The sequence below is a fragment of the Actinotalea ferrariae CF5-4 genome (genome assembly GCF_000603945.1).
Lineage (GTDB): Bacteria > Actinomycetota > Actinomycetes > Actinomycetales > Cellulomonadaceae > Actinotalea > Actinotalea ferrariae.
Window position 1 is genome coordinate 16,218 of record NZ_AXCW01000022.1, and the last position, 19,930, is coordinate 36,147.

A 19,930-nucleotide genomic window follows, 5' to 3' on the forward strand; every position below is an offset into this window, starting at 1 on the left:
CATCGGCGGCGGCGTCGTGCTGCCGCGCTGGTCCCCACCTCGCTTCCCCGACGTCCTGCCGCGGGGCCCGGAGCTGTGGGACCCGGACAGGACCCGGTGGTCCGAGATGAACACCGACGGACTGTTCGCGTGCGACCTGATCGAGTCCTACCTGCGGCTGACGAAGGGCACCCAACGCGGGGAGGTCGTCCAGCTGCGGATGTGGCAGGGCGACCTGATCTGCGACGTCCTCCGCACCGACAGCACCGGGATGCGCGTCTACTGGACCTACCTGGTCCTCCTGCCGCGCAAGAACAGCAAGAGCCTCCTGGGCGCCGGCCTGGCCCTGGACGGCCTGCTCGACGAGCCGGGCGCGGAGGTCTACTCCTGCGCCGCGGACCGCGACCAGGCGAAGCTCATCTTCAAGGAGGTCAAGGCCTCGATCGAGATGAGCCCGGACCTGGACGCGAGCCAGGGCGGCATCTTCAAGGTCTACCGCGACGCGATCGAGTACCCGGCGATGGGGTCCGTGTACAAGGCGCTCTCGGCGGAGGCGTTCACCAAGGAGGGCCTCAACCCCTCCCGGGTCCTGTTCGACGAGCTCCACGCCCAGCCCAACTGGGAGCTGTGGAACGTCATGAACCAGGGCTCGGACACCCGCGAGCAGCCGCTCGTCGTCGGGATCTCGACGTTCGGGGTGATGACGGACTCCACCGGCCAGACGTCGGTGTGCAAGGCCCAGCACGAGTACTTCGAGAAGGTCCGTTCCGGCGAGCTCGTCGACCCGCGGTTCGGCGGCCGCGTCTACGCCGCGCAGCTCGGCGAGCACGACGACTACCTCACCGAGGAGGCGTGGTTCGGGCCGAACCCGGCCCTGGGTGACTTCCTGCACCTGGAGAAGATGGCCGCGGTCTCCCGCAAGATGCAGGCGCCGGACTTCAAGACCAAGCGCCTGAACATCTGGGTCACCTCCTCCAACCCGTGGCTGCCGGACGGCGCCTGGGAGGCCTGCAAGGACGAGCAGCGCGTGCTCGAGGACGGCACCCCGGTGGTGCTCGCCTTCGACGGGTCCCGCTCGAACGACGCGACCGCGCTCCTGGCGGTCAGCATCGAGGCGCGGCCGCGGCTGCACGTCGTGGGCCTGTGGGAGAAGCCGGACGACGGCTCCACGTGGAGGGTCCCGCGCGCGGAGGTCAAGGACGCCGTGCGGCGCGCCTGCAGGAAGTACAAGGTGTCCGAGATCGCGTGGGACGAGTTCCTGTGGCAGGACGCCGCCGAGGAGCTGCTCGAGGAGCACATCCCCGTCGAGTACTTCCCGCAGACCCCCGAGCGCATGCGCCCGGCGACCCAGCGGTTCTACGAGCGGGTCATCGACGGCGAGCTCACCCACCCCGGCGACGCGCGCCTGACCCGGCACGTCGGCAACACCGTCCTGAAGACCACCTACCGCGGCTCGCAGATCGCGAAGGACAAGCCGGACTCCCCCCGCAAGATCGACCTCGCCGTGTGCGCGGTCATGGGCGTCGCCCGGGCGGAGTGGTGGCACTCCAACGGCAACAGCGGACCGAACATCTGGTGAGGAGGCACGCGGTGCTCGCAGTCGTCCTCTTCGTCACCGGCCTGGTGGCCATCGTCGTCGCCGTCGCGGCGCTCGCGGGCCCCTGGTGGGGCCTGCTGCTCGCGGGGCTCCTGCTGGCCGCCCTGGGCGTCCTGACGGACGTCGGGGCCCGCCGTGAGGCGACGGCCCGGCTGGCTCGGGAGCGGCGCTCGTGAGGGCCCTGTCGGCCCTGTCCGGGCTCGTCTCTCGGAACCTGGAGAACCCTTCGACGGCGCTGACGTCGGGCCGGCTGCTGTCGCAGCTGGACTCCCCGGACGAGCTGTGGTCGAACGGGAAGGTCGGGGACCCGCTCCAGATCGGCGCGGTGCTGCGGTGCGTCCAGGTGCTCGCCTCCGGCGTCGCCGGCTGCCCGCTGCGGGTGCACGACCGGGCGACGATGGACCCGGTCACGATCCCCGTGCTGGTGGCCGAGCGCGCCGGGCAGACGCCCTTCGAGCTGTGGGAGACGACCGTCGCCCACCTGGCCCTGTGGGGCAACGCGTACCTGCGCAAGGTCCGCGCCCGCGACGGCCGGATCGTCGAGCTCGTCCCGATCCACCCGTCCCGGGTCCTCGTCGAGGTCGACGTCGACGCCGGCCTGGCCATCGGGATGCCCTACGCGAAGAAGTTCACCGTCGACGGCAAGGTGCCGCTGACCGAGCGCGACATCCTGCACATCCCGAACTTCAGCACCGACGGGATCATGGGCGTCTCCGTCATCGGGCGGATGCGTCGCATGTTCGGCCTGGCGACCAACGCCGAGCAGCTCGCCGAGCGGATGTACGAGCGGGGCATGCTGCAGTCGGGGTTCCTGTCCACCGACAAGGAGCTCAACGAGGAGCGGTCGGCCATCCTCAAGGACCGGTGGCGCGCGAAGCTCGCCGGCCTGGACAACGCCTACGAGATCGCGGTGCTGGACAACGGCACGAAGTTCCACCAGCTGTCGATGAGCCCCGCCGACGCCCAGTTCCTGGAGACCCGCAAGTTCCAGACGACCGAGATCGCCCGCCTGTTCGGGCTGCCCGGCTGGATCATCAACGACCAGGAGAAGTCCACCTCCTGGGGCACCGGCATGGAGCAGCAGTTCGTCGCGCTCGTCGTCATCACCCTCAAGCCGTACTTCCAGCGCATCGAGCAGCGCGTCACCCGGGAGATCGCCGACCCCCGCGCCGAGAAGGCCGAGTTCAAGGTCGAGGGGCTCCTGCGCGGGGACTCCAAGGCCCGCGCGGCGTTCTACGCCTCCGGCATCACCCACGGGTGGATGGTCCCCAACGACGTGCGCCCGCTCGAGGACATGAAGCCCGTCCCGTGGGGCGACGAGCCCTACCGCCCCCACACGCAGTCGGCCACCGCCACGGACGACACCACGTCAGGAGACGACGATGACGACGACGCTGACGCGTAGGCCCGTCCGCGCGGCCGCCGGCACCTGCGAGGTCCTCGAGCGACGCACCCGCGCGCTCGCCGACACCGACGCCCGGGTGATCCGCGCCGAGGGCGACCCCGACCCGCGGTTCGTCGGGCACGCCGCGGTCTTCAACTCCCGCACCTCCATCGGCAACCCGCTCAAGTGGGGCTGGTACGAGGAGATCGAGTCCGGCGCGTTCGACAAGACCCTCACCGAGGGCGACGCCCGGTTCCTCGTCGACCACGACACCAGCCTGCTGTGCGCCCGGGTCAGCGCCGGCGACCTGCGCCTGTCCACCGACGACATCGGCCTGGCCGTCGACTCCGACCTGGACCAGGAGCTCTCCTACGTCAGAGACCTCACCCGCAACCTCGAGAAGCGCCGCATCACCGGCATGAGCTTCGGGTTCTACGTCGTCCGCGACCGCTGGGAAGAGGTCGAGGTCGAGACCGTCACCGCCGACGGCCGGACCGACACCGCCACCGCGCTCCTGCGCACCCTCGTGGAGCTCCGCCTCCTGGAGGTGTCCGCCGTGACCTTCCCCGCCTACGAGGACACCGACGCCGGCCTGCGCAAGATGGCCGACGAGGTCCGCTCCGCCCGCGGCCTCCCCACCGACTCCCCCTCTGCCTCGGAGGGGACCCGTCCCGCGCCGGCCGACGCCACCCGGGACACCACCACCGACCCCGCGCCGGCAGCGGCCACCCGGGGCCTGGAGAGGCAGGACGAGCGCGCCCGCGCGCTCGCGGCCCGCTACAGCCTCCGCTGAGCGCGGCTCCCCCATCCACCCCTCCGCCTCGGCGGACCCCCACACGAGGAGTTCATCGTGAACGCACGCCTGCGCAAGCTGCTGGAGCAGCGCGCGACCGCCTGGTCCCAGGTCCAGGACATCCAGGCCCGCCGGGCCGCGGACGGCTTCGAGCCGACCGCGGAGGACGGCGAGGCCTTCACCCGCGCTCTGGACGAGGTCCAGCGCCTGTCCGACGAGATCGAGACCGAGGAGCGCGCCGCGCGCCTCGGCGCCGGGCTCGGCATCGACCCCGCCTCGGTGCGCGGCACCACGCCCCGCCCGGGCGAGGACGGCGACGGCGGCGGCCGCGACGTCGCCGAGGAGTACCGCTCCGCCTTCGACGGCTACCTCCGTCGCGGCATGGGCCAGCTCTCCGGCACGGAGCAGCAGCTCCTCGAGCGCGGCTACGTCGAGGGCGAGGAGTTCCGCGCCCTCGGTGCCTCCGTCGACGCCGCCGGCGGCTACACCGTCCCCAAGGAGTTCCTCGACAGGATGATCGAGGCGCTCAAGTCGTTCGGCGGGATCCTGTCCGTCGCCAGCGTCATCAACACCACGACCGGCGCGCCGCTGTCGTGGCCGACCAACGACGACACGGCGAACAAGGGCGCGATCCTCGCGGAGAACACCCAGGTCACCGAGCAGGACTTCGTGTTCGGCTCGGCCAACCTCGGCGCCCACATGTACACCTCGAAGATGGTCCGGGTCGCCCGGCAGCTGCTCCAGGACAGCGCCTTCAACCTCGCGGTGTGGCTGCCGCGCAAGCTCGGCGAGCGGATCGGCCGCGCCGCCGGCGAGCACTTCGCCGTCGGCACCGGCACCGGCCAGCCGCAGGGCCTGATCACGGGCCTGACCAAGGGCGTCACCAGCGGCACGATCGGCAAGGTCGGCTACGACGACCTCGTCGAGCTCGAGCACTCCATCGACGCCGCGTACCGGACGCGCGCCAGCTACGTGCTGGCCGACTCGGCGCTGCGCGAGCTGCGCAAGCTCAAGGACAGCCAGGGCCGCCCGCTGTGGGTGGCGGGGATGGCCGGCGGCGTGCCGTCGACCATCAACGGCCGGCCCTACATCATCGACAACGACCTGCCGGTCCAGGCCAACGGGTCCAAGTCGATCGTGTACGGCGACATCGAGGCGGCCTACGTCGTCCGCGTCGTGGCCGGCGCGCAGACCCTGCGCCTCAACGAGCGGTACGCCGACTACCTGCAGGTCGGGTTCCTCGGCTTCCAGCGCCTGGACGGCAAGGTCCAGGACACCTCCGCCGCCGCGGTCCTCACCGTCCGGGCCGCCTGAGCCCTGACACACCGGTGGTGGCGGGCCCAGCCGGCCCGCCACCACCCACCCCGCACGTCCGCACCAGCACACGAAGGAGGCGGTCATGGCCGCACGCAACACCACCAGCAAGGGCGACCCGCAGCCGCAGACCGAGCAGCGCGAGGACCTGCGGACCGAGCCCACGATCGACGTCGTCGCGATGCCCTCGCGCCGCGCCGACGGCACCCCGGACCAGACCAAGGGGTTCCTGGTCGTCGGCGAGGACGGCGAGCAGCGGTCCGTCGCCGACGTCGAGGCCGAGGCCAAGGACTCCTGACCTCGTGAGCGACCACCCGGCCGCCCCGCCGCCCGAGCGCCCCAGCGGCGACCGTCCCCCGCGCTCGCGGGCCACGGGTCCGCAGCGCCCGGAGCGGGACGGCCGGGAGGTCGCCGCGACCATCACCCGCCCGGACGAGCCGAACGGTGGTGAGCGACGGTGAGCGAGCCCACCCCGGCTGACGAGCGGTTCGTCACCCTGCAGGAGCTGGCGTCCTACCTGCGCCTCACGGCGGGCGCCGACGCGACGAGCCAGGAGCTGTCGGACGACCTCGACGCCGCCCTGGAGATCGCCGAGAACCGCGTCGGGCCCCTCGCCTCCGCCGGCCGCACCTACCGGGTCTTCCCGTCCGGCGCGCACCTGGTCCTGCCGGCCACCCACCTGACGGCGATCACCGCGGTGCAGGACCCCGACGGCGCCGAGGTCGACGTCGCCACGCTCGAGGTGAACGCGACCTCCGGGATCGTCACGCTCCCCCACCGCCCGGCTCGCCGCGACCGGCCGTACCTGGTGTCGGTCACGACCCGCGACCACGGCAAGGCCGTCGCGAAGGCCGTCAAGCTCATCGCCGCGCACCTGCGGGGCATGCGCTCCACCGACGGCGGCCGCGGCGCGTCCCAGTTCATGCAGTCCCCGACCGACACCCCGGCGCCGCGCGGGTTCGCGATCCCCCGCGCCGCGGAGGAGCTCCTCGAGGAGTTCCAGTGACCGCCCCCGTCGTGTCCCGCATCGGCGCCGTCGTCGACGCCGTCGTCGCGCTCGCCCGGACGATCGACGAGGACCTGCAGGTCGCCGACGGCATCACCGTCGGGGTGCCACAGTCCCGCGCGCTGTGCATCGGGTTCACCGACTCCCCCGACCGCCCCGGGTACACGACGTCGTGGGAGCGGCAGGAGGGCTACGGCGCCCGCCTGCAGGAGGACTTCACGATCCAGTGCTTCCTGACCCTGACCACCGGCGACCACGACGACGGCGCGACGAAGCGCCTCCGCGACGACGCCACGGCCCTCCTCGGGGCTCTAGACGGTGCCCTGCGGGCCGCGCGCGGCCGGGCGGCTGTGTGGGAGCGGGCGGGCCTGTCCGGGGCGGCTGAGTGGGTCGCGGCGATCCTGCCCGAGGGCTCGATCTGCAACGTCCGGTTCGACGTCGTCGGGACGGCCCTGCTGTGACCGGCACCGTCCGGACCGTCCTGCGCGACGGCGAGGGCGCGGCGTCCCTGAACGTCACGACCGACAAGCTGCGCAGGATCTCCCCCGAGCTGCGCCGCGCACTGCGGCCGCGGCTGCGAGCCGCCGGTCAGATCACCCTGGCCCAGGCCCAGGCCAACGCGTCCTGGTCCCGGCGGATCCCCCGCGCCCTGTCCCTGCAGGTGTCCTTCGCGGCCCGCAACCCCGGCGTCGCGATCGTCGCTGACGCCTCCTCGGCGCCGCACGCACGGCCGCTGGAGGGCATCCTCCGCGACCCGTTCCGGCACCCCGTGTTCGGGCGGGACGACGTCCCGTGGGTCACCCAGGCGACCCGTCCCTTCCTGCGCCCCGCTGCGCGCTCCACCGGTGCGCAGGTCGTCGACGAGGTCTCCCGCGCGATCGACGACGCGCTCACCGCATCCGGCCTGAACCACTGACCCCTGGAGGAACCCATGGCCACCCGACCCCGGCGCGACGACGGTCTCGTGGAGATCGTCCACCCCAAGAGCAAGCTGACGTCGCGCGTGCGACCCGACGCCGTCGCGGGCTGGTCCCGCGCCGGCTGGGAGCCGGCGGACAAGGAGTCCGGCGCCGAGTCGCCGGCCGAGCCCAACACCGACCCGTCCCCGGCGCCGCGCCGGTCGCGGTCCTGACGACAGGAGCAGTCATGGTCGCCACGCCCATGCCCACGACCGAGCGGTTCTTCGCCCCGGAGATCAGCAAGGTCTACATCGCCACCACCATGGCGGACTACACGCAGCCGACCCGCGTCGAGCTCAACGCGTCGACCGACGTCACCGCGGAGATCGCGGGCGTCACCGGGTGGAGCGTCACCTCGGCGATGATCGTCACCCCGGACTGGGGGTCGCGGTTCACCCGGCAGATCGGCGGCCGCACCTCGGCCGAGGCGTCGTCGATCACGTTCTACGCCGACCTCGAGGGCCAGGACATCCGCACGATCCTCGCCCGCGGAGACAAGGTGAAGGTCGTGTTCGCCGACCAGGGCGACGTCGCCGGTCTGCCGGCGGACATCTTCGACACCGAGGTCACGTCCCTCGGCAAGGTCCGGACGAACGCGGACGGCGCGCTCACGATCACGGTCAACTTCGCGATCAAGAGCGTCCCGGCCGAGGACGTCCCGCTGCCGGCTGCGGCGTGACCCTCCGCGACCAGCTCGCCGCGAAGCGGCGGCGGCACGTCACCGTCACGGTCCAGGTCTCCGACCACACCGACGACGCTCAGCGTGCCGCTGCCGCCCGCGTGCTGCTCCTCGCCGCGCAGGCCGACCCGGCCCGCATTGGCGAGCTGCCCGACCTCGAGCGCGCCGAGGCCGACGCCGCGGCCGCGCTCGCGGCCCACTTCGTGCCGGTGCAGTTCGCCCAGCTCGCCGACGAGGACTTCGAGGCGCTCGTCGCCGCGCACACCGGCAACGACGGCATCGACCAGACCACCCTCCTGCCGGCGCTCGCGGCCGCGTGCGCGGTCGACGAGGACCTGCGCGACGAGGAGTGGTGGGCCGAGCAGCTGGACCCCCGCAGCCCCGTCTGGGGCCCCGGTGAGCGGGACCAGCTCTACTACCGGCTCTACACCGAGCTGCACTACCTCGTGCCCGCGGAGGCCGTGGGAAAAGGCTGAGCCGCGACCGCCTGTTCGCCGCACGGATGGCGTACTGCGGGCCCCGCGGCATCCCCCTGTCGCAGTTCCTGTCCTGGGACCGGGCCGATCAGGACGCCGCCCTGGGCTGGTCCGGGTACGAAGCGCGCCGCTGCCAGCGGTGCGGGTGGCACCCGGACGAGCGGCGCGAGCACGTGCACATCGACGTGTGCCCCGGCTGCGCTCGCCTCGCGGCCGCGGAGAAAGCCAACCAGGACGAGCCCCACGGCCGCGCGCACCTCGCGGCCGGCACCGCCGACGCGTGCGAGCGGTGCACCCGAGAGCAGCAGGCGAACCAGGCCACCACGACACCGAGGGGGTGACCGGTGAGCCGCAACAACGACGTCAAGATCCGGATCCTCTCGGAGTACTACGAGGAGGGCTCCAAGGCCGCCGAGCGCGCGACCCGACGCCTGGCGGCCATGCAGATGGCGGCCAACCGGGAGATGGCCGCCTCCGAGGCGCAGCGCGCCTCCGAGGTCGCCGCCGCGAACAGCCGGCAGCTGGCCGCGATGGAGACGTTCGGTCGCGGGACGCTCGCGGTCACCGCCGCGGTGGCGGTCGGCCTGGGCCTGTCGGCGAAGGCCGCGATGGACTGGGAGTCCGCCTGGGCTGGGGTGACCAAGACCGTCGACGGCTCCCCGGAGCAGATGGCCGCGCTCGAGGCCGAGCTCCGCGGCCTGGCCAAGACCCTGCCGGCGACCCATGAGGAGATCGCCGGCGTCGCCGAGGCCGCCGGGCAGCTCGGCGTGAAGCGGCAGGACGTCGCCGCGTTCACCCGAACGATGATCGACATGGGTGAGACGACGAACCTCACCGCCGACGAGGCCGCCACCTCCATGGCGCAGCTGTCGAACATCATGGGGATCAGCGCCGGCGAGGCGTCGAAGCTCGGCTCGACTATCGTCGCCCTGGGCAACAACGGCGCCTCCACCGAGCGGGACATCCTCGCCATGGGCCTGCGGATCGCCGGTGCCGGGCGCACGGTCGGCATGACCGCCGACCAGGTCCTCGCGTTCTCGTCCGCGCTGTCGTCGGTCGGCATCGAGGCGGAGGCCGGCGGTACGGCGATCTCCCGCGTCATGCTCCAGATCGACAACGACGTCGCCACCGGATCGGACCGCCTCGAGCAGTACGCCGCCGTCGCCGGGGTCTCCGCCGACGAGTTCGCGACGAAGTGGCGCGACGACGCGGCCGGCGCCCTGCAGATCTTCCTCGGCGGCCTGGGGCAGATGCGCGCCGACGGCGAGAACACCACGGCCGTGCTGGACGAGATGGGCTTCGCCGAGGTCCGCGTCTCCGACGCCCTGCGACGCGCGTCCCTCTCCTCCGACCTCGTCACCGACTCCCTCGCGACCGGCAACAAGGCGTGGGAGGAGAACCTCGCGCTCACCGAGGAGGCCGCGAAGCGGTACGAGACGGCCGAGTCTCGCCTGCAGATCGCCCGCAACCAGATCAACGACGCCGCGATCGACATCGGCGGGAACTTCCTGCCCGCCGTCGCGTCCGCCGCCGAGGCCACAGGGTCCCTCGCGGTCGGGTTCGGGCAGCTCCCCGCTCCCGTCCAGACGTGGGTCGCGAACCTGGGCGGCGCGGCCCTGGGACTGACCGGCATCGTCGGCGGCGCCGCCGTCGCGATCCCCAAGCTCCACGAGCTGCGCACCACGCTGGACACCATGAGCGGCGGCTCCTCCCGTGCCGGCCGCGCCATCGGCGGCGTCGCGTCCTTCCTCACCGGCCCCTGGGGGCTCGCGCTCGCGGGCGCCACCATCGCGGTCGGCGCCTGGATGAAGGCGCAGGGCGAGGCTGCGCAGGTGACCCAGGCGCTCTCCTCGACGCTGGATCAGCAGACCGGTGCCCTGACCAACAACACCGACGCGTGGATCGCCGAGGACCTGGCTCGGCAGCAGTCGTTCGGCCCGGCCGGGATCGGCAACATGAAGACCCGGCTCGAGGCGATGCGCGAGATGGGCCTGTCCGTCGAGACGATCACCGCCGCATGGCGAGGCAACAAGGACGCCGTGGACGAGGTCGTCGCCGCAGCCGAGCGGTACGGCGACGAGAACACCTGGTCGATCAACGCCCAGAACCAGGCGTACCAGGTCTCCAAGGCCGTCCAGGACCAGGCGCAGCGGCTCGAGGAAGCCGCCGAGATGGCCCGCGCCAGCGCCGAGGTCAACGACGAGCTCGCCGAGTCCCAGGGCGGGCTGGCCGGCCAGACCACGACGACGACGGCCGGCCTGGACGAGCAGATGGAGGCGCTGCGCGGCACCGGCGACGAGGCGGCCATCGCAGAGGAGGCGCTCAGCCTGCTGTCGCAGACCCTGGACGACCTCAACAGCGCGTCGCTGGACGCCCGGGATGCCGAGCGGCAGTTCCGCGAGGCCATCGACGAGGTCGCCGCGGCCGCCGCTGCCGCCACCGAGGAGGGCCTCTCCAACGCGGAGATGCTCGACATCAACACCGAGGCCGGTCGCAAGAACCAGGCGATCCTGGACGGCCTCGCCCGCGACGGGATCCGGCACTCCCAGGCCGTGCTCGAGCAGACGGGCTCGGAGGAGCAGTTCCGCGCCGCCCTGGACCAGTCCCGCACGGCCTTGTACAACGCCGCGATCCAGATGGGCATGACTGAGGAAGCGGCATGGCAGTACGTCGACTCGGTCTTGGCCGTCCCGGACGAGGCCACGACCACGGCGCACTTCGAGGCCGTCGAGGCCGAGGCCCGCATGCAGGCGTTCGTCAACAAGTGGTCCGGGTACAACATCCCGATCACGGCCAACCTCAACGCGTCCGCCGCGCTCGCGGCGATCCAGCGGGTGCAGCGAGCCGCAGGCGCTCCGGTCATGGAGGCCGACGGCGGGGTGCTGCAGTTCTTCGCGAACGGCTCGGAGCATCACGTCGCGCAGATCGCCCCGGCCGGAGCCTGGCGGGTGTGGGCCGAGCCCGAGACCGGCGGCGAGGCCTACATCCCGCTCTCGCCGTCCAAGCGGGGCCGGTCCGAGGCGATCCTCGAGGACGTCGCGGCGAGGTTCGGCATGTACGTCGGCCGGTACGCCGACGGCGCGGTCGTCCCGGGTGCCGCGACCGGTGCTCGCACCGGGACGGTGCAGCTGCCGGGCGTGACGATCGGGCACGTCACCGTCACCGACGTCGGCGAGATGGCCCGGGTCATCACCGAGCGGCAGCGCGACGCGGCAGCCCTCCACAACATCTCGTCGATCGCGGTGGAGGTGTGATGAGCGCCATCGTCTACGCCGTCCCGGGCCGCCCGCCGGCCCCGCCGGCGAACCCGTGGCCGGGGATGCGGATGACCTGGACCGGGTGGGACGGGTCGGAGTGGGACCTGACCGACCCGGAGGCGTCCGGGGTGTCCTTGCAGGCCGGTGTGAGGGGTCTGCTCATGCCCCCGTTCCGCCGCCACACGACGTCGTCCCCGGCGGTCGCCGGCTCGCGGCCGCGCGGATACAGCACCGACGAGCGGCCGGTGTTCTGGCCGGTGAAGGTGTTCCAGGACACCAGCTCCCAGGACTGGATCGACCATGACGCGGCGTTCTGGCGCACTCTCGCTCCCGGGCGCACCGGGGTGTGGACCGTCACCCAGCCGTCCGGCCGGTCGCGTTCACTGCGCTGTCGGTTCGAGGAGCTCCAGGACGGTCTGGACATCGACCCGTCCCTCATGGGGTGGGTCGTCTACGGCATCACGCTGGTCGCAGAGGAGCCGTTCTGGACGGGCGAGCCGGTCACCCGACAGTTCGTCCCATCGACCACTGTTCCGTTCTTCCCGGGCCCCCCGTTCGGGATCTCTGAGGGCTCGCTCAGCACCTCCGCCGCGATCGACAACCCCGGCGACGAGCCGGCGTACCTCAGCTGGTGGCTTCACGGGCCCACGACCGGGACGTTCGGCGTCGGCGGGCGAGTCATCGACGTGCCCTTCGAGGTGGCGCCGGGTCGCACGCTCGTCCTGGACAGCGCCCCGACGGTCCGCGGCGCCCGCGAGATCGACACCCCGCCGGCAGGCCTGTCCCCGCAGCAGGAGACCACCTGGGTCTCCGAGCGGCTCCGCACCGCCGCAGTCGACAGGACCAAGGACCTCGGCGCCACGTCGAAGTGGGGAGCGGTCCCCGCGGGCACCGCCGTCCCCCTGTCCGTCGCCGCCGTCGGCACTGGCGCGCTGCGCGCTTCCCTCCTGCCCCAGCATTACCGGGCGTGGTGACCGCCGTGGACAACGTGGAGCCGTTCGACGTCCAGCTCTTCGACAAGGACCTGAGCCCGATCGGGTGGGTCGGCGACCCTGAGCTGCTGAACGTCACCCCTCGCCACAACCAGCAGCCGTCCGCCCGGCTCACCGTTCCCGCCGACCATCGGTACGCCCGCGCGCTCGCGGCCCCGGGAACCCGCGCGGTGGTCCGACACCAGGACGAGCACGCGACGTCAGGTCCCGTGCGCCTGGTCCGCTCCACGGGCGCCGGCGACACGCGGATGATGACGTTCGAGATCACCGACGACTGGCGGCTTCTTACCCGTCTCCTCGGCTGGCCCAACCCCACCGGGTCGATCACCCAACAGGGCGACGACGGCGCCTACGATGTCCGCTCCGGGGCCGCGGAGACCGTCCTGAAGGCCTTCCTCACCGCGAACCTCGCCCGTCTCGGGGCCGGCACGCACCACCTGCCCGTCACGATCGCACCAGACCAGGGTCGCGGCGCCAGCATCGACGTACAGATGCGCATGCACCCCCTCGCCGACCGCGTCCTGCCGGCCATCGACCAGGCCGGCATCGGCGTGACCGTCCGCCAGGGCCCCACCGGCCTGGTCGTCGACTGCTACGAACCCACCCAGTGGCCGCTGAACCTGTCCGAGGACGGCGGCTCCCTCATCGCCAGCGACTGGTCCCTCGCCGCCCCCGAGGTCACCCGCGTCATCGTGATGGCCGACGGCGAGGGCGAGGCCCGGGTCATGCGCGGTCCGTTCGTCAACACCGACGCCGAGACCGCGTACCGCGACGTCATCGAGCGGGCGATCGACGCCCGCGACCTGAAGTCAACCGAGCTCGACTTCGAGACCCGCGTCGCCGCCCGCGCGGCCGAGGCGCTCGCCGCGGGGGCGGCGAAGGCGGGCCTGGCGGTGCGACTGGCGGAGACGGACACGTTCCGGTACGGCGGCGACGGGGTGCACGTCGGTGACCGGGTGACCGTCGAGCTCGCTCCCGCTACGGACGACGCGGCCGCGCTGCTTCACACGGACGTGCTGCGTGAGGCGACCCTCACATGGGGTCGCGACGGCGCGGTCGTGACCCCGACGGTCGGGGACCGCGACGGCGACACCGAACGGATCTTCACCCGCGCTCTGGCGGTCCTCGCCAGGCGGTACCGAGACCTGGCAGGAGACTGACATGGCCGAGACGAGCCTCCCCACGCTGGTGAGTGCCGGATACGGCGGCGATATCGACGAGGTTGTGTGGGCGGCGATCGCCCCGCACCTGGGCGCCGAGTACGGGGTCGTCGGGGAGGGCGACTGGCGGGTGACCGCCGACACCACCGGCGACAAGCGGGTGAGGATCGCCCCGGGCACAGCGTTCGGCGTCGGTGTGTTCGACACCCTGGACCAGGAGGTCACCCACACCTTCGACCCGATCAGCTCGGGCATCCGGTGGGACGTGCTGTACGCGCGGCGCTCGTGGTCCGGCGGTGGTGGCGCAACGACGCTCTACAGTGCGCCGGCGACGGCAGCAGGCAACCTGCCCGGGACGCGCGTGCACAACCCGGGTGTGCTGGACGACCAGCCGCTCGCTCTGGTGCAGCTGACGTTCGGGCAGACGGCGCCCACGCAGGTTGTCGACCTGCGGGTGTGGCAGGCGAACGGGGGAGCCACGGCGGCGCGCGAGCAGGCGCTGCAGTACTTGACCGCACCCGGCACGGAGGTGTGGGTAGGGGACACCCTGTGGGTGCGGCGCGTGAACGCCTCCGGCGTCGCGGAGTGGCTGCGGGATAACACCCAGGCGGTGCGGCTGTTCGGTCGCGGCGAGCCGCTGCAGGGTGGGACGGTTGACTCGTCCGTCAAGGACTTCCTGATCCAGTCCGACGCGCCGTCGCTGACGCCTGGTGCGGACGGGATCGTCTCTGTCGCGTTGCCCACGCCGTTCCCCTCCGGGCTGTTCTCCGTGGACGTGACCCTGGCGAATGGCAGCGCGCAGGCAGCGGCATTCGTCATGTACAGCGCCGCGGCCGCGAACACGTTCTACCGCCCGCAGCGCGGACGGTTCTCCGGTCGCGTCCTCCGCCCGGACGGCACCCCGTTCACGGGCCAGCCGTTCCGCATCGTCTACACCGCCATCGGGTGGTGACGTAGTGACCGTGCTGCCGGCCCGCGCCGCCCCGCCCGAGCGGATGTCGCACCGGGCCCGCGCCTACATGGCGATCGTCGCGGCCCGGCATCTGCTCACGGGGATCTTCTACCTGTGGGTCTGGGGCGCGACCGACGACGCGGTGCACACCATCTGGGGGGCGATGTTCCTCGTCGTCGGCCTCATCGCGGCCCTGCCGTTCAGGACGGGGCGCGACGGTCAGGCTCGCCTAGGGCTACTCCTGTCCATCGCGGCGACGTCGGTCTGGTTCGGATCCTTCCTCGTCGCCGCTGCCACGACGGACGGCTACTGGTCCGCCCTCGCTGCGATCGCGCTCGGCACCTTCGTCGCGAAGGACCTGACGATGGTCGCCGACCCGTTGAGGAATCCCTTCGAGGCGCTCATCCGTGAGGAGCTGCAAGGCCGCGACGGGGGGTAACGCGGTGGAGATCGACGCGACACAGGTGGTCGTCGCCCTGATCGGGCTCACCGGCGCGGCCCTAGCCGTCTGGGCCGACCGCAGAGGACGCCGCCGGCAGGAGTCGGTGCAGGACGCTGCGAACCGCATCGCCGAGGCGAAGCAGCGCGCCGAGCTCAAGCTCGCCGAGCGCAAGCAACAGTTCGAGGAGAGCGAGGCCGAACGCGCCTCGCAGGACCGCCTCATCACCCGCCTCTACGCCGAGATCGACCGGCTCGAGGACGTGAACACCCGGCAGCGAGGGGCGCGCGACGCCGACCGTGCGGCGTGCGACCGGGCCCGCGAGGAGCTCGTCGGCACCATCACCCAGCTCGCGGGGATGGTCCGCGACGAGGTCGCACAGGAAGCGGCACGGTTCGCGATCGACCACGCCGCACGGCACGAGCAGACCGACCACTGAGGAGGGGCGCGATGGCACTCACCGGGATGCTCGAGCGCGACGAACTCGGCACGATCCCCGGCACCGGGCAGCAGGTCCGTGTCGAGCTCGTGGCGCAGACGGCCGGGATGCTGGCCGCGTTCGAGGCGCGGTTCCGCCGGGCGCTGCTCATCACCGACTCCTACCGGCCCTACGCCGAGCAGGTCGCCGTCTTCAAGCGGTACAACACGACCGACTACGCATCGTCCGCGCGCATCGGCCGGCTCGTCTGGAACGGGCAGGTCTGGTGGCGCCGCCGCGGCTACCCGTCCGCGGCGATCCCCGGCACGTCGGTGCACGGGAAGGGCGCGGCCCTGGACCTGGGTTCCGGCGTCAACTTCTCCCTGACCAGTCCGGAGCACCTGTGGATGCGCGAGCACGGTCCCAGGTTCGGCTGGCACCACCCGGCATGGGCGCACGACCCGGCCCGGCCGCACATGCGCGAGCCGTGGCACTTCGAGGCCGTCGCCGTGCCCGTGTCCAACTACCGCACCTTCCTCGCCGGCGAGGGCATCCCCGTCCCCGGCGACCTCGACACCCCCGACCCCATCGCCCCGGTCCCCCAGGAGGACGACATGCCCGCATCCGTCGCCGTGCGCCACCCCAACGGGTCCATCGCCCTCGCCGGGGACGACGGCACCTTCGTGCCCCTCACCTCCGTCGACGAGCTGGAGGCACTCAAGGCCACCGGCGCCGTCCGTCTCCACGACGGCCCCGCCGGGACGCTCGCCCTGCCCGACGGCCTGATCTGGAACCTGCGGGCCGCCGTCGGGTTCCGCAAGTCCATCCAGGGCGAGCAAGACCCCGGGAAGGTCGCCGCCGCCGTAGCCGCGACCCTCGTCCCCGCCGTCCTCGACGCCCTCCCGGAGTCCGCCGGGCTGACAGTCGAGCAGGTCACGGCCGCCGCTGAGATCGCCGTCCGCAACGTCCTCCGCTCCGTCTGACTCATGCGCCTCGAGCCGGACGACCTCAAGCACTGGGTCGTCCGGCCCGGGCTCGCCGCCACACTCCTCGCCGTGGCCGGCGGCCTCCTCGGCTTCACCCTCCCCACGATCGGAGCACTCCCATGAGCACCAACCCCGCCGACCTCCGCTGGGCCACCGTCGAGCCGGTCGAGCTGCCCGACAGCCCCCTCGCGTCCCGCTACACCAAGGCCGTCGTCGCCATCATCGCCGCGGTCCTGGTCGTGTTCGGTGCCGCGATCACCGACGACGTCGTCACCACCCTGGAGGTCGTCAACGTCGCGATCGCCCTCGTCACCGCCGTCGGCGTGTACCTCGTGCCGAACCTGCCCGCCGGTCCTGGCGCGTACCTCAAGGCCGCCGTCGCGTTCCTCGGCGCCGCAGGCGCAGCCCTCGTCACCGTCCTGGGCTCCGGCGGGTTCGCCGACGTCCACCCCTCCGCCTGGATCACCGTCTTCCTGGCCGCCATCGGCGGTGTCGGCGTCTACGTCCTGCCGAACACCGACGAGCTCGCGCTCGCGGCGTGACCCGACCTGCCCACCCCCTGAGCACGCCGAGGAGCGCCCGTCATGCCTGAGTACCTCTTCACCCACATGACCGCGCTGGACGAGACGGGCGAGGGCCCGGCCCGCCAGGCGGAGGGCCAGGTCTACGAGGTCGCCGATACGACCTTCACCACGCCCCTGCCCATCACGGACCCGAGCGGATCGCCGCTGTCCGCCCTGACGTCGTCGTCCATGGGCATCGTCCCGGCGTTCCGCGCCGTCGCGTCCCAGCCGCGCGTGGTGTGGAGGTCCGGGCCCTACACCCAGGACATCCTGTCCAACGACGGGGTCATGGCCGAGCTCGCCGCTGCGAAGGACTCCGCTCAGCGCGCCGCCGACGCTGCGCAGCTCGCCCAGGAGCAGGTCGAGTCCATCGTCGAGGACGTGGTCGCCCCCGACCTGACCGGAGTCGTGATCCGGCTGGTGTACTCCGGCGGCACCTACCCGTCCAAGACCGGCCCGTCGGGCGCACGGTACGAGTTCATCGGGCCGGCGAACCCCGAGACCCTCGGCCTCATGGCGGACGGCGACAACTGGATCGAGGTGGCGTGACAGTGACCGCGAGCCTGGTCCGCACCGGGAAGAACTTCCTGCCGCAGTCCGCCCGTGGCACAAGCCTGACCGCGACGTTCGACGCCGGCGCAGCGACAGCGGGGAACCTGCTCGTCGCGGCACTCGCCGTCGACAAGTCCCCCGGCACCACCACGCCCCCGGCGGGGTGGACGGTCGCAGCCGATCGCCCCGGCGCGAGCGTGAGCTTCTACCTGGTGTGGAAGGTCGCCGTCGGGGGGGAGACCAGCGTCGCCTTCACATGGACGACGACGCAGGCGGCACAGCTGTGGTTCGCGGAGTACACCCCGCCCCCGGGCTTCGCCGGCACGGTCCTGGCCGATGCCCCGGCCTACTCCGACGCGAACGTGAGCAGCTTCGCCGTGGGCCCGCTCGGCCCGGTGCCCTCCGGCTTGGCGATCGCGTTCCAGACCACCGACTCCCGCCCCCTGTCGACGGCCGTGGCCGAGGCGCCGGTCGGGTTCGAGGAGGCGGAGATCCTCCTGCAGGACGCCAACGTCGCGACCCCGCCGGTAACGATCGCGCACATCCTCGCCATCGCCGACGACACGTCGGTCTCGGGAACGTTCACCTGGCCGTACAGCGACCAGGCCAACGGCGCGCTCATCGTGTTCCAGGGCACCGCGACCGGCGGGCCGCCGCCGCCGACGAACCCGGTGCCGACCCTCGCCACGCTGATCTCCCCGCTGCTGGGCACCAACGGGGACGTGAACGAAGGCCCCCCGGGGACGTTCGACCTGCTGTGCACGGACTCCTTCTCCCACTACGCGCAGAGCACCACGACACAGGACTGGACCGGCAAGGGCGCCCTGCTGTACGTCGTCGCGCACCCGACGACGACCAACACCGAGGTGACCCTGCAGGCACGCAACCCCGCCAACCCGGCCAACGAGGCGGCCCTGCAGATCCGCAACGGGGCGATCCGCGCCCGCCAGGACAACGCGCAGGTCGCCCAGGCGACCTACACCGGTGCCGGCGGGGTGTGGCTGTGGATCGACCTGGACGGGTCGGACGTCGTCTTCTACTACTCCCTGGTCCTGAACCCGGCCGCCGCGGACTGGGTGGAGCTCGCCCGCACGCCGGCGACGTTCCTGCTCACCGCCTCCCACCTGCGGGTGTTCACCTACGCCAGCGGCGGCGGGACCCAGCGCGCCGTCGTCACGAGCGTCAACATCCCGCCCGGTCCGCCCACCGCGGACGCCGGCCCGGACCAGGTCGTCGACGCCGGGACCCTGGTGCAGCTGGCCGGGTCCGGGACCGACACCGAGACGTCGGTCGTCGGGTACTCCTGGCGGGTGATCTCCGGGGCGGTCACGCTGTCCTCGCGGGCGGTGCAGAACCCCACGTTCGTCGCGCCGCCAGCGTTCCGTGACGCCGACACGGTCGTCACCTTGGGCCTGGTCGTCACCGACACCGACGGCATCAAGTCCGCCGAGGACACCGTCACGGTCACCTCCCGCGCGGGTCGTCCGGTCGCGAACATCCGGTCCGGCGGACAGCTGGCCGTCGGGCGGTCCTACACCCGCGCCGAGCTCGGCGACCCCCCGCCACCGCCGGAGCCCACCTTGTGGGAGGCGGACCTGGACAAGCCGTTGCCGTCAGCGTTCGCGTTCACCCAGGTCGACGCGAAGTACACCGCCCTCGGTGAGGTCACGGTCGACAGCATCGGCACCGAGGGCGCGTCGTTCCGCAACGTCCTGCCCACCACCGGTGCGTTCCACGGGTACCGCGGGCAGACCGAGCTCACCCGCCGCGCGCCCGGGTTCCCGCGCTCGTCCGCCCGGCTGACCTACCTCATGCGCTTCGACGCGTTCGGAAGCATGAAGGCCTTCGACGCCAAGCTCGGGTACGGCCTGGCCGGGGCGCCGGCGGGCGCCTTCATGCACCAGATCAGCTACGGCGGGACGAAGTTCGACAACTCGTGGTCCGCGCGCCTGACCGCCGTTCCCGCGAACTACCTGTCGACCATCAACCGCGTCCCGCCGCGCTGGGCGATGGGCGCGTACCTCTACGCCGAGCAGGCGAACGGGTCACCTCGCTCCGCCTGGGGCGGGTACGGGATCAGGCAGATGCTCCGCAACGGGGCTGCCCACTTCGAGCCTCTCCTCGGCGTCGACTATGCCGTCGAGATCGAGGTCGTCATCAACACCCCCGGCGTCGAGGACGGCCGGTACCGGGTGCGGATCGACGGCGTCACCTGGCTCGATATCCCGGTCATGTGGAACCCCGCCGGCCACGACATCGGGATCGGGTACTTCATCACACAGACCTTCCCCAACGGAGAGCTCACCTCCCCAGCCGAGTTCCTCCAGGGCAAGCCTCGGATCTACGCCCTCTGACCCGTGGCGCACGGGCAGGTAGCAAGACCTCGACGCGCTGGGGCGAGGTCGCACGGACCCCGGTAGCACT

25 protein-coding genes are annotated in these 19,930 nt (G+C 72.3%); all 25 read left to right on the forward strand.

Going from position 1 to position 19,930, the window contains the following annotated elements:
- Positions 1-106 precede the first annotated feature (106 nt).
- The 25 genes from N866_RS03550 to N866_RS03660 all read left to right on the forward strand — a co-directional run bounded on the left by N866_RS03550 (position 107) and on the right by N866_RS03660 (position 19,860).
- Entirely contained in the window at positions 107-1,558 is a 1,452-nt protein-coding gene (locus N866_RS03550; protein ID WP_155855186.1) for a terminase large subunit domain-containing protein, read from the forward strand.
- An 11-nt stretch (positions 1,559-1,569) separates the two neighbouring features.
- Positions 1,570-1,752 carry a hypothetical protein gene (locus tag N866_RS03555; RefSeq protein ID WP_034222694.1) on the forward strand — a complete coding sequence of 61 codons (183 nt, stop codon included), beginning with the start codon at positions 1,570-1,572 and terminating at the stop codon, positions 1,750-1,752.
- Positions 1,749-2,981 (forward strand): phage portal protein, encoded by a 1,233-nt coding sequence (locus N866_RS03560; RefSeq protein ID WP_034222696.1) that lies wholly within the window; start codon positions 1,749-1,751, stop codon positions 2,979-2,981. Before N866_RS03555 ends, N866_RS03560 begins: the two co-directional genes overlap by 4 nt.
- Positions 2,959-3,753 (forward strand): HK97 family phage prohead protease, encoded by a 795-nt coding sequence (locus N866_RS03565; RefSeq protein WP_052022336.1) that lies wholly within the window; start codon positions 2,959-2,961, stop codon positions 3,751-3,753. Before N866_RS03560 ends, N866_RS03565 begins: the two co-directional genes overlap by 23 nt.
- A 57-nt stretch (positions 3,754-3,810) precedes the next feature.
- Positions 3,811-5,067, forward strand: coding sequence for a phage major capsid protein (locus N866_RS03570; protein ID WP_034222698.1), 1,257 nt, complete (start codon positions 3,811-3,813; stop codon positions 5,065-5,067).
- An 85-nt stretch (positions 5,068-5,152) separates the two neighbouring features.
- The gene (locus tag N866_RS03575; protein ID WP_034222700.1) at positions 5,153-5,365 is read left to right on the forward strand and encodes a hypothetical protein; all 213 of its coding nucleotides are present in this window, start codon (positions 5,153-5,155) and stop codon (positions 5,363-5,365) included.
- Positions 5,366-5,369: 4 nt separating this feature from the next.
- Positions 5,370-5,528 (forward strand): hypothetical protein, encoded by a 159-nt coding sequence (locus tag N866_RS20785; RefSeq protein WP_155855187.1) that lies wholly within the window; start codon positions 5,370-5,372, stop codon positions 5,526-5,528.
- A complete protein-coding gene (locus N866_RS03580; protein WP_034222703.1) occupies positions 5,525-6,073 on the forward strand; it encodes a hypothetical protein in 549 nt (182 codons plus the stop codon). The genes N866_RS20785 and N866_RS03580 overlap by 4 nt, the downstream gene beginning before the upstream one ends.
- The gene (locus tag N866_RS03585; protein ID WP_034222705.1) at positions 6,070-6,534 is read left to right on the forward strand and encodes a hypothetical protein; all 465 of its coding nucleotides are present in this window, start codon (positions 6,070-6,072) and stop codon (positions 6,532-6,534) included. The genes N866_RS03580 and N866_RS03585 overlap by 4 nt, the downstream gene beginning before the upstream one ends.
- Entirely contained in the window at positions 6,531-6,989 is a 459-nt protein-coding gene (locus tag N866_RS03590; protein ID WP_052022337.1) for a hypothetical protein, read from the forward strand. Before N866_RS03585 ends, N866_RS03590 begins: the two co-directional genes overlap by 4 nt.
- Before the next feature lie 15 nt (positions 6,990-7,004).
- The gene (locus tag N866_RS03595; protein ID WP_034222708.1) at positions 7,005-7,205 is read left to right on the forward strand and encodes a hypothetical protein; all 201 of its coding nucleotides are present in this window, start codon (positions 7,005-7,007) and stop codon (positions 7,203-7,205) included.
- A gap of 14 nt (positions 7,206-7,219) precedes the next feature.
- A complete protein-coding gene (locus N866_RS03600; RefSeq protein ID WP_034222711.1) occupies positions 7,220-7,711 on the forward strand; it encodes a phage tail tube protein in 492 nt (163 codons plus the stop codon).
- Positions 7,708-8,187, forward strand: a complete 480-nt coding sequence (locus N866_RS03605; RefSeq protein WP_034222714.1) for a hypothetical protein — start codon at positions 7,708-7,710, stop codon at positions 8,185-8,187. Before N866_RS03600 ends, N866_RS03605 begins: the two co-directional genes overlap by 4 nt.
- Before the next feature lie 26 nt (positions 8,188-8,213).
- Entirely contained in the window at positions 8,214-8,528 is a 315-nt protein-coding gene (locus tag N866_RS03610) for a hypothetical protein (protein ID WP_034222717.1), read from the forward strand.
- A 3-nt stretch (positions 8,529-8,531) separates the two neighbouring features.
- The gene (locus N866_RS19715; protein WP_052022338.1) at positions 8,532-11,441 is read left to right on the forward strand and encodes a phage tail tape measure protein; all 2,910 of its coding nucleotides are present in this window, start codon (positions 8,532-8,534) and stop codon (positions 11,439-11,441) included.
- On the forward strand, positions 11,441-12,418 hold the full coding sequence (locus N866_RS21265) for a hypothetical protein (RefSeq protein WP_034222721.1): 978 nt from the start codon (positions 11,441-11,443) through the stop codon (positions 12,416-12,418). The genes N866_RS19715 and N866_RS21265 overlap by 1 nt, the downstream gene beginning before the upstream one ends.
- Positions 12,412-13,596, forward strand: a complete 1,185-nt coding sequence (locus tag N866_RS03625; RefSeq protein ID WP_162177286.1) for a Gp37-like protein — start codon at positions 12,412-12,414, stop codon at positions 13,594-13,596. The genes N866_RS21265 and N866_RS03625 overlap by 7 nt, the downstream gene beginning before the upstream one ends.
- A 1-nt stretch (position 13,597) precedes the next feature.
- Positions 13,598-14,548 (forward strand): hypothetical protein, encoded by a 951-nt coding sequence (locus N866_RS03630; RefSeq protein WP_034222727.1) that lies wholly within the window; start codon positions 13,598-13,600, stop codon positions 14,546-14,548.
- 4 nt (positions 14,549-14,552) lie between these two features.
- Complete coding sequence (locus N866_RS03635) at positions 14,553-14,987, forward strand: hypothetical protein (RefSeq protein ID WP_034222730.1); 435 nt, start codon at positions 14,553-14,555, stop codon at positions 14,985-14,987.
- The gene (locus N866_RS03640) at positions 14,956-15,426 is read left to right on the forward strand and encodes a hypothetical protein (protein WP_216699368.1); all 471 of its coding nucleotides are present in this window, start codon (positions 14,956-14,958) and stop codon (positions 15,424-15,426) included. Before N866_RS03635 ends, N866_RS03640 begins: the two co-directional genes overlap by 32 nt.
- Before the next feature lie 11 nt (positions 15,427-15,437).
- Entirely contained in the window at positions 15,438-16,388 is a 951-nt protein-coding gene (locus N866_RS19720) for a M15 family metallopeptidase (protein ID WP_052022339.1), read from the forward strand.
- Between the two features lie 3 nt (positions 16,389-16,391).
- On the forward strand, positions 16,392-16,514 hold the full coding sequence (locus N866_RS22565) for a hypothetical protein (RefSeq protein ID WP_281173179.1): 123 nt from the start codon (positions 16,392-16,394) through the stop codon (positions 16,512-16,514).
- Positions 16,511-16,933 (forward strand): hypothetical protein, encoded by a 423-nt coding sequence (locus N866_RS03650; RefSeq protein ID WP_034222737.1) that lies wholly within the window; start codon positions 16,511-16,513, stop codon positions 16,931-16,933. Before N866_RS22565 ends, N866_RS03650 begins: the two co-directional genes overlap by 4 nt.
- A gap of 42 nt (positions 16,934-16,975) precedes the next feature.
- Complete coding sequence (locus tag N866_RS03655) at positions 16,976-17,503, forward strand: hypothetical protein (protein ID WP_034222740.1); 528 nt, start codon at positions 16,976-16,978, stop codon at positions 17,501-17,503.
- Positions 17,500-19,860 carry a PKD domain-containing protein gene (locus tag N866_RS03660; RefSeq protein ID WP_155855188.1) on the forward strand — a complete coding sequence of 787 codons (2,361 nt, stop codon included), beginning with the start codon at positions 17,500-17,502 and terminating at the stop codon, positions 19,858-19,860. Before N866_RS03655 ends, N866_RS03660 begins: the two co-directional genes overlap by 4 nt.
- Positions 19,861-19,930: the final 70 nt, after the last annotated feature.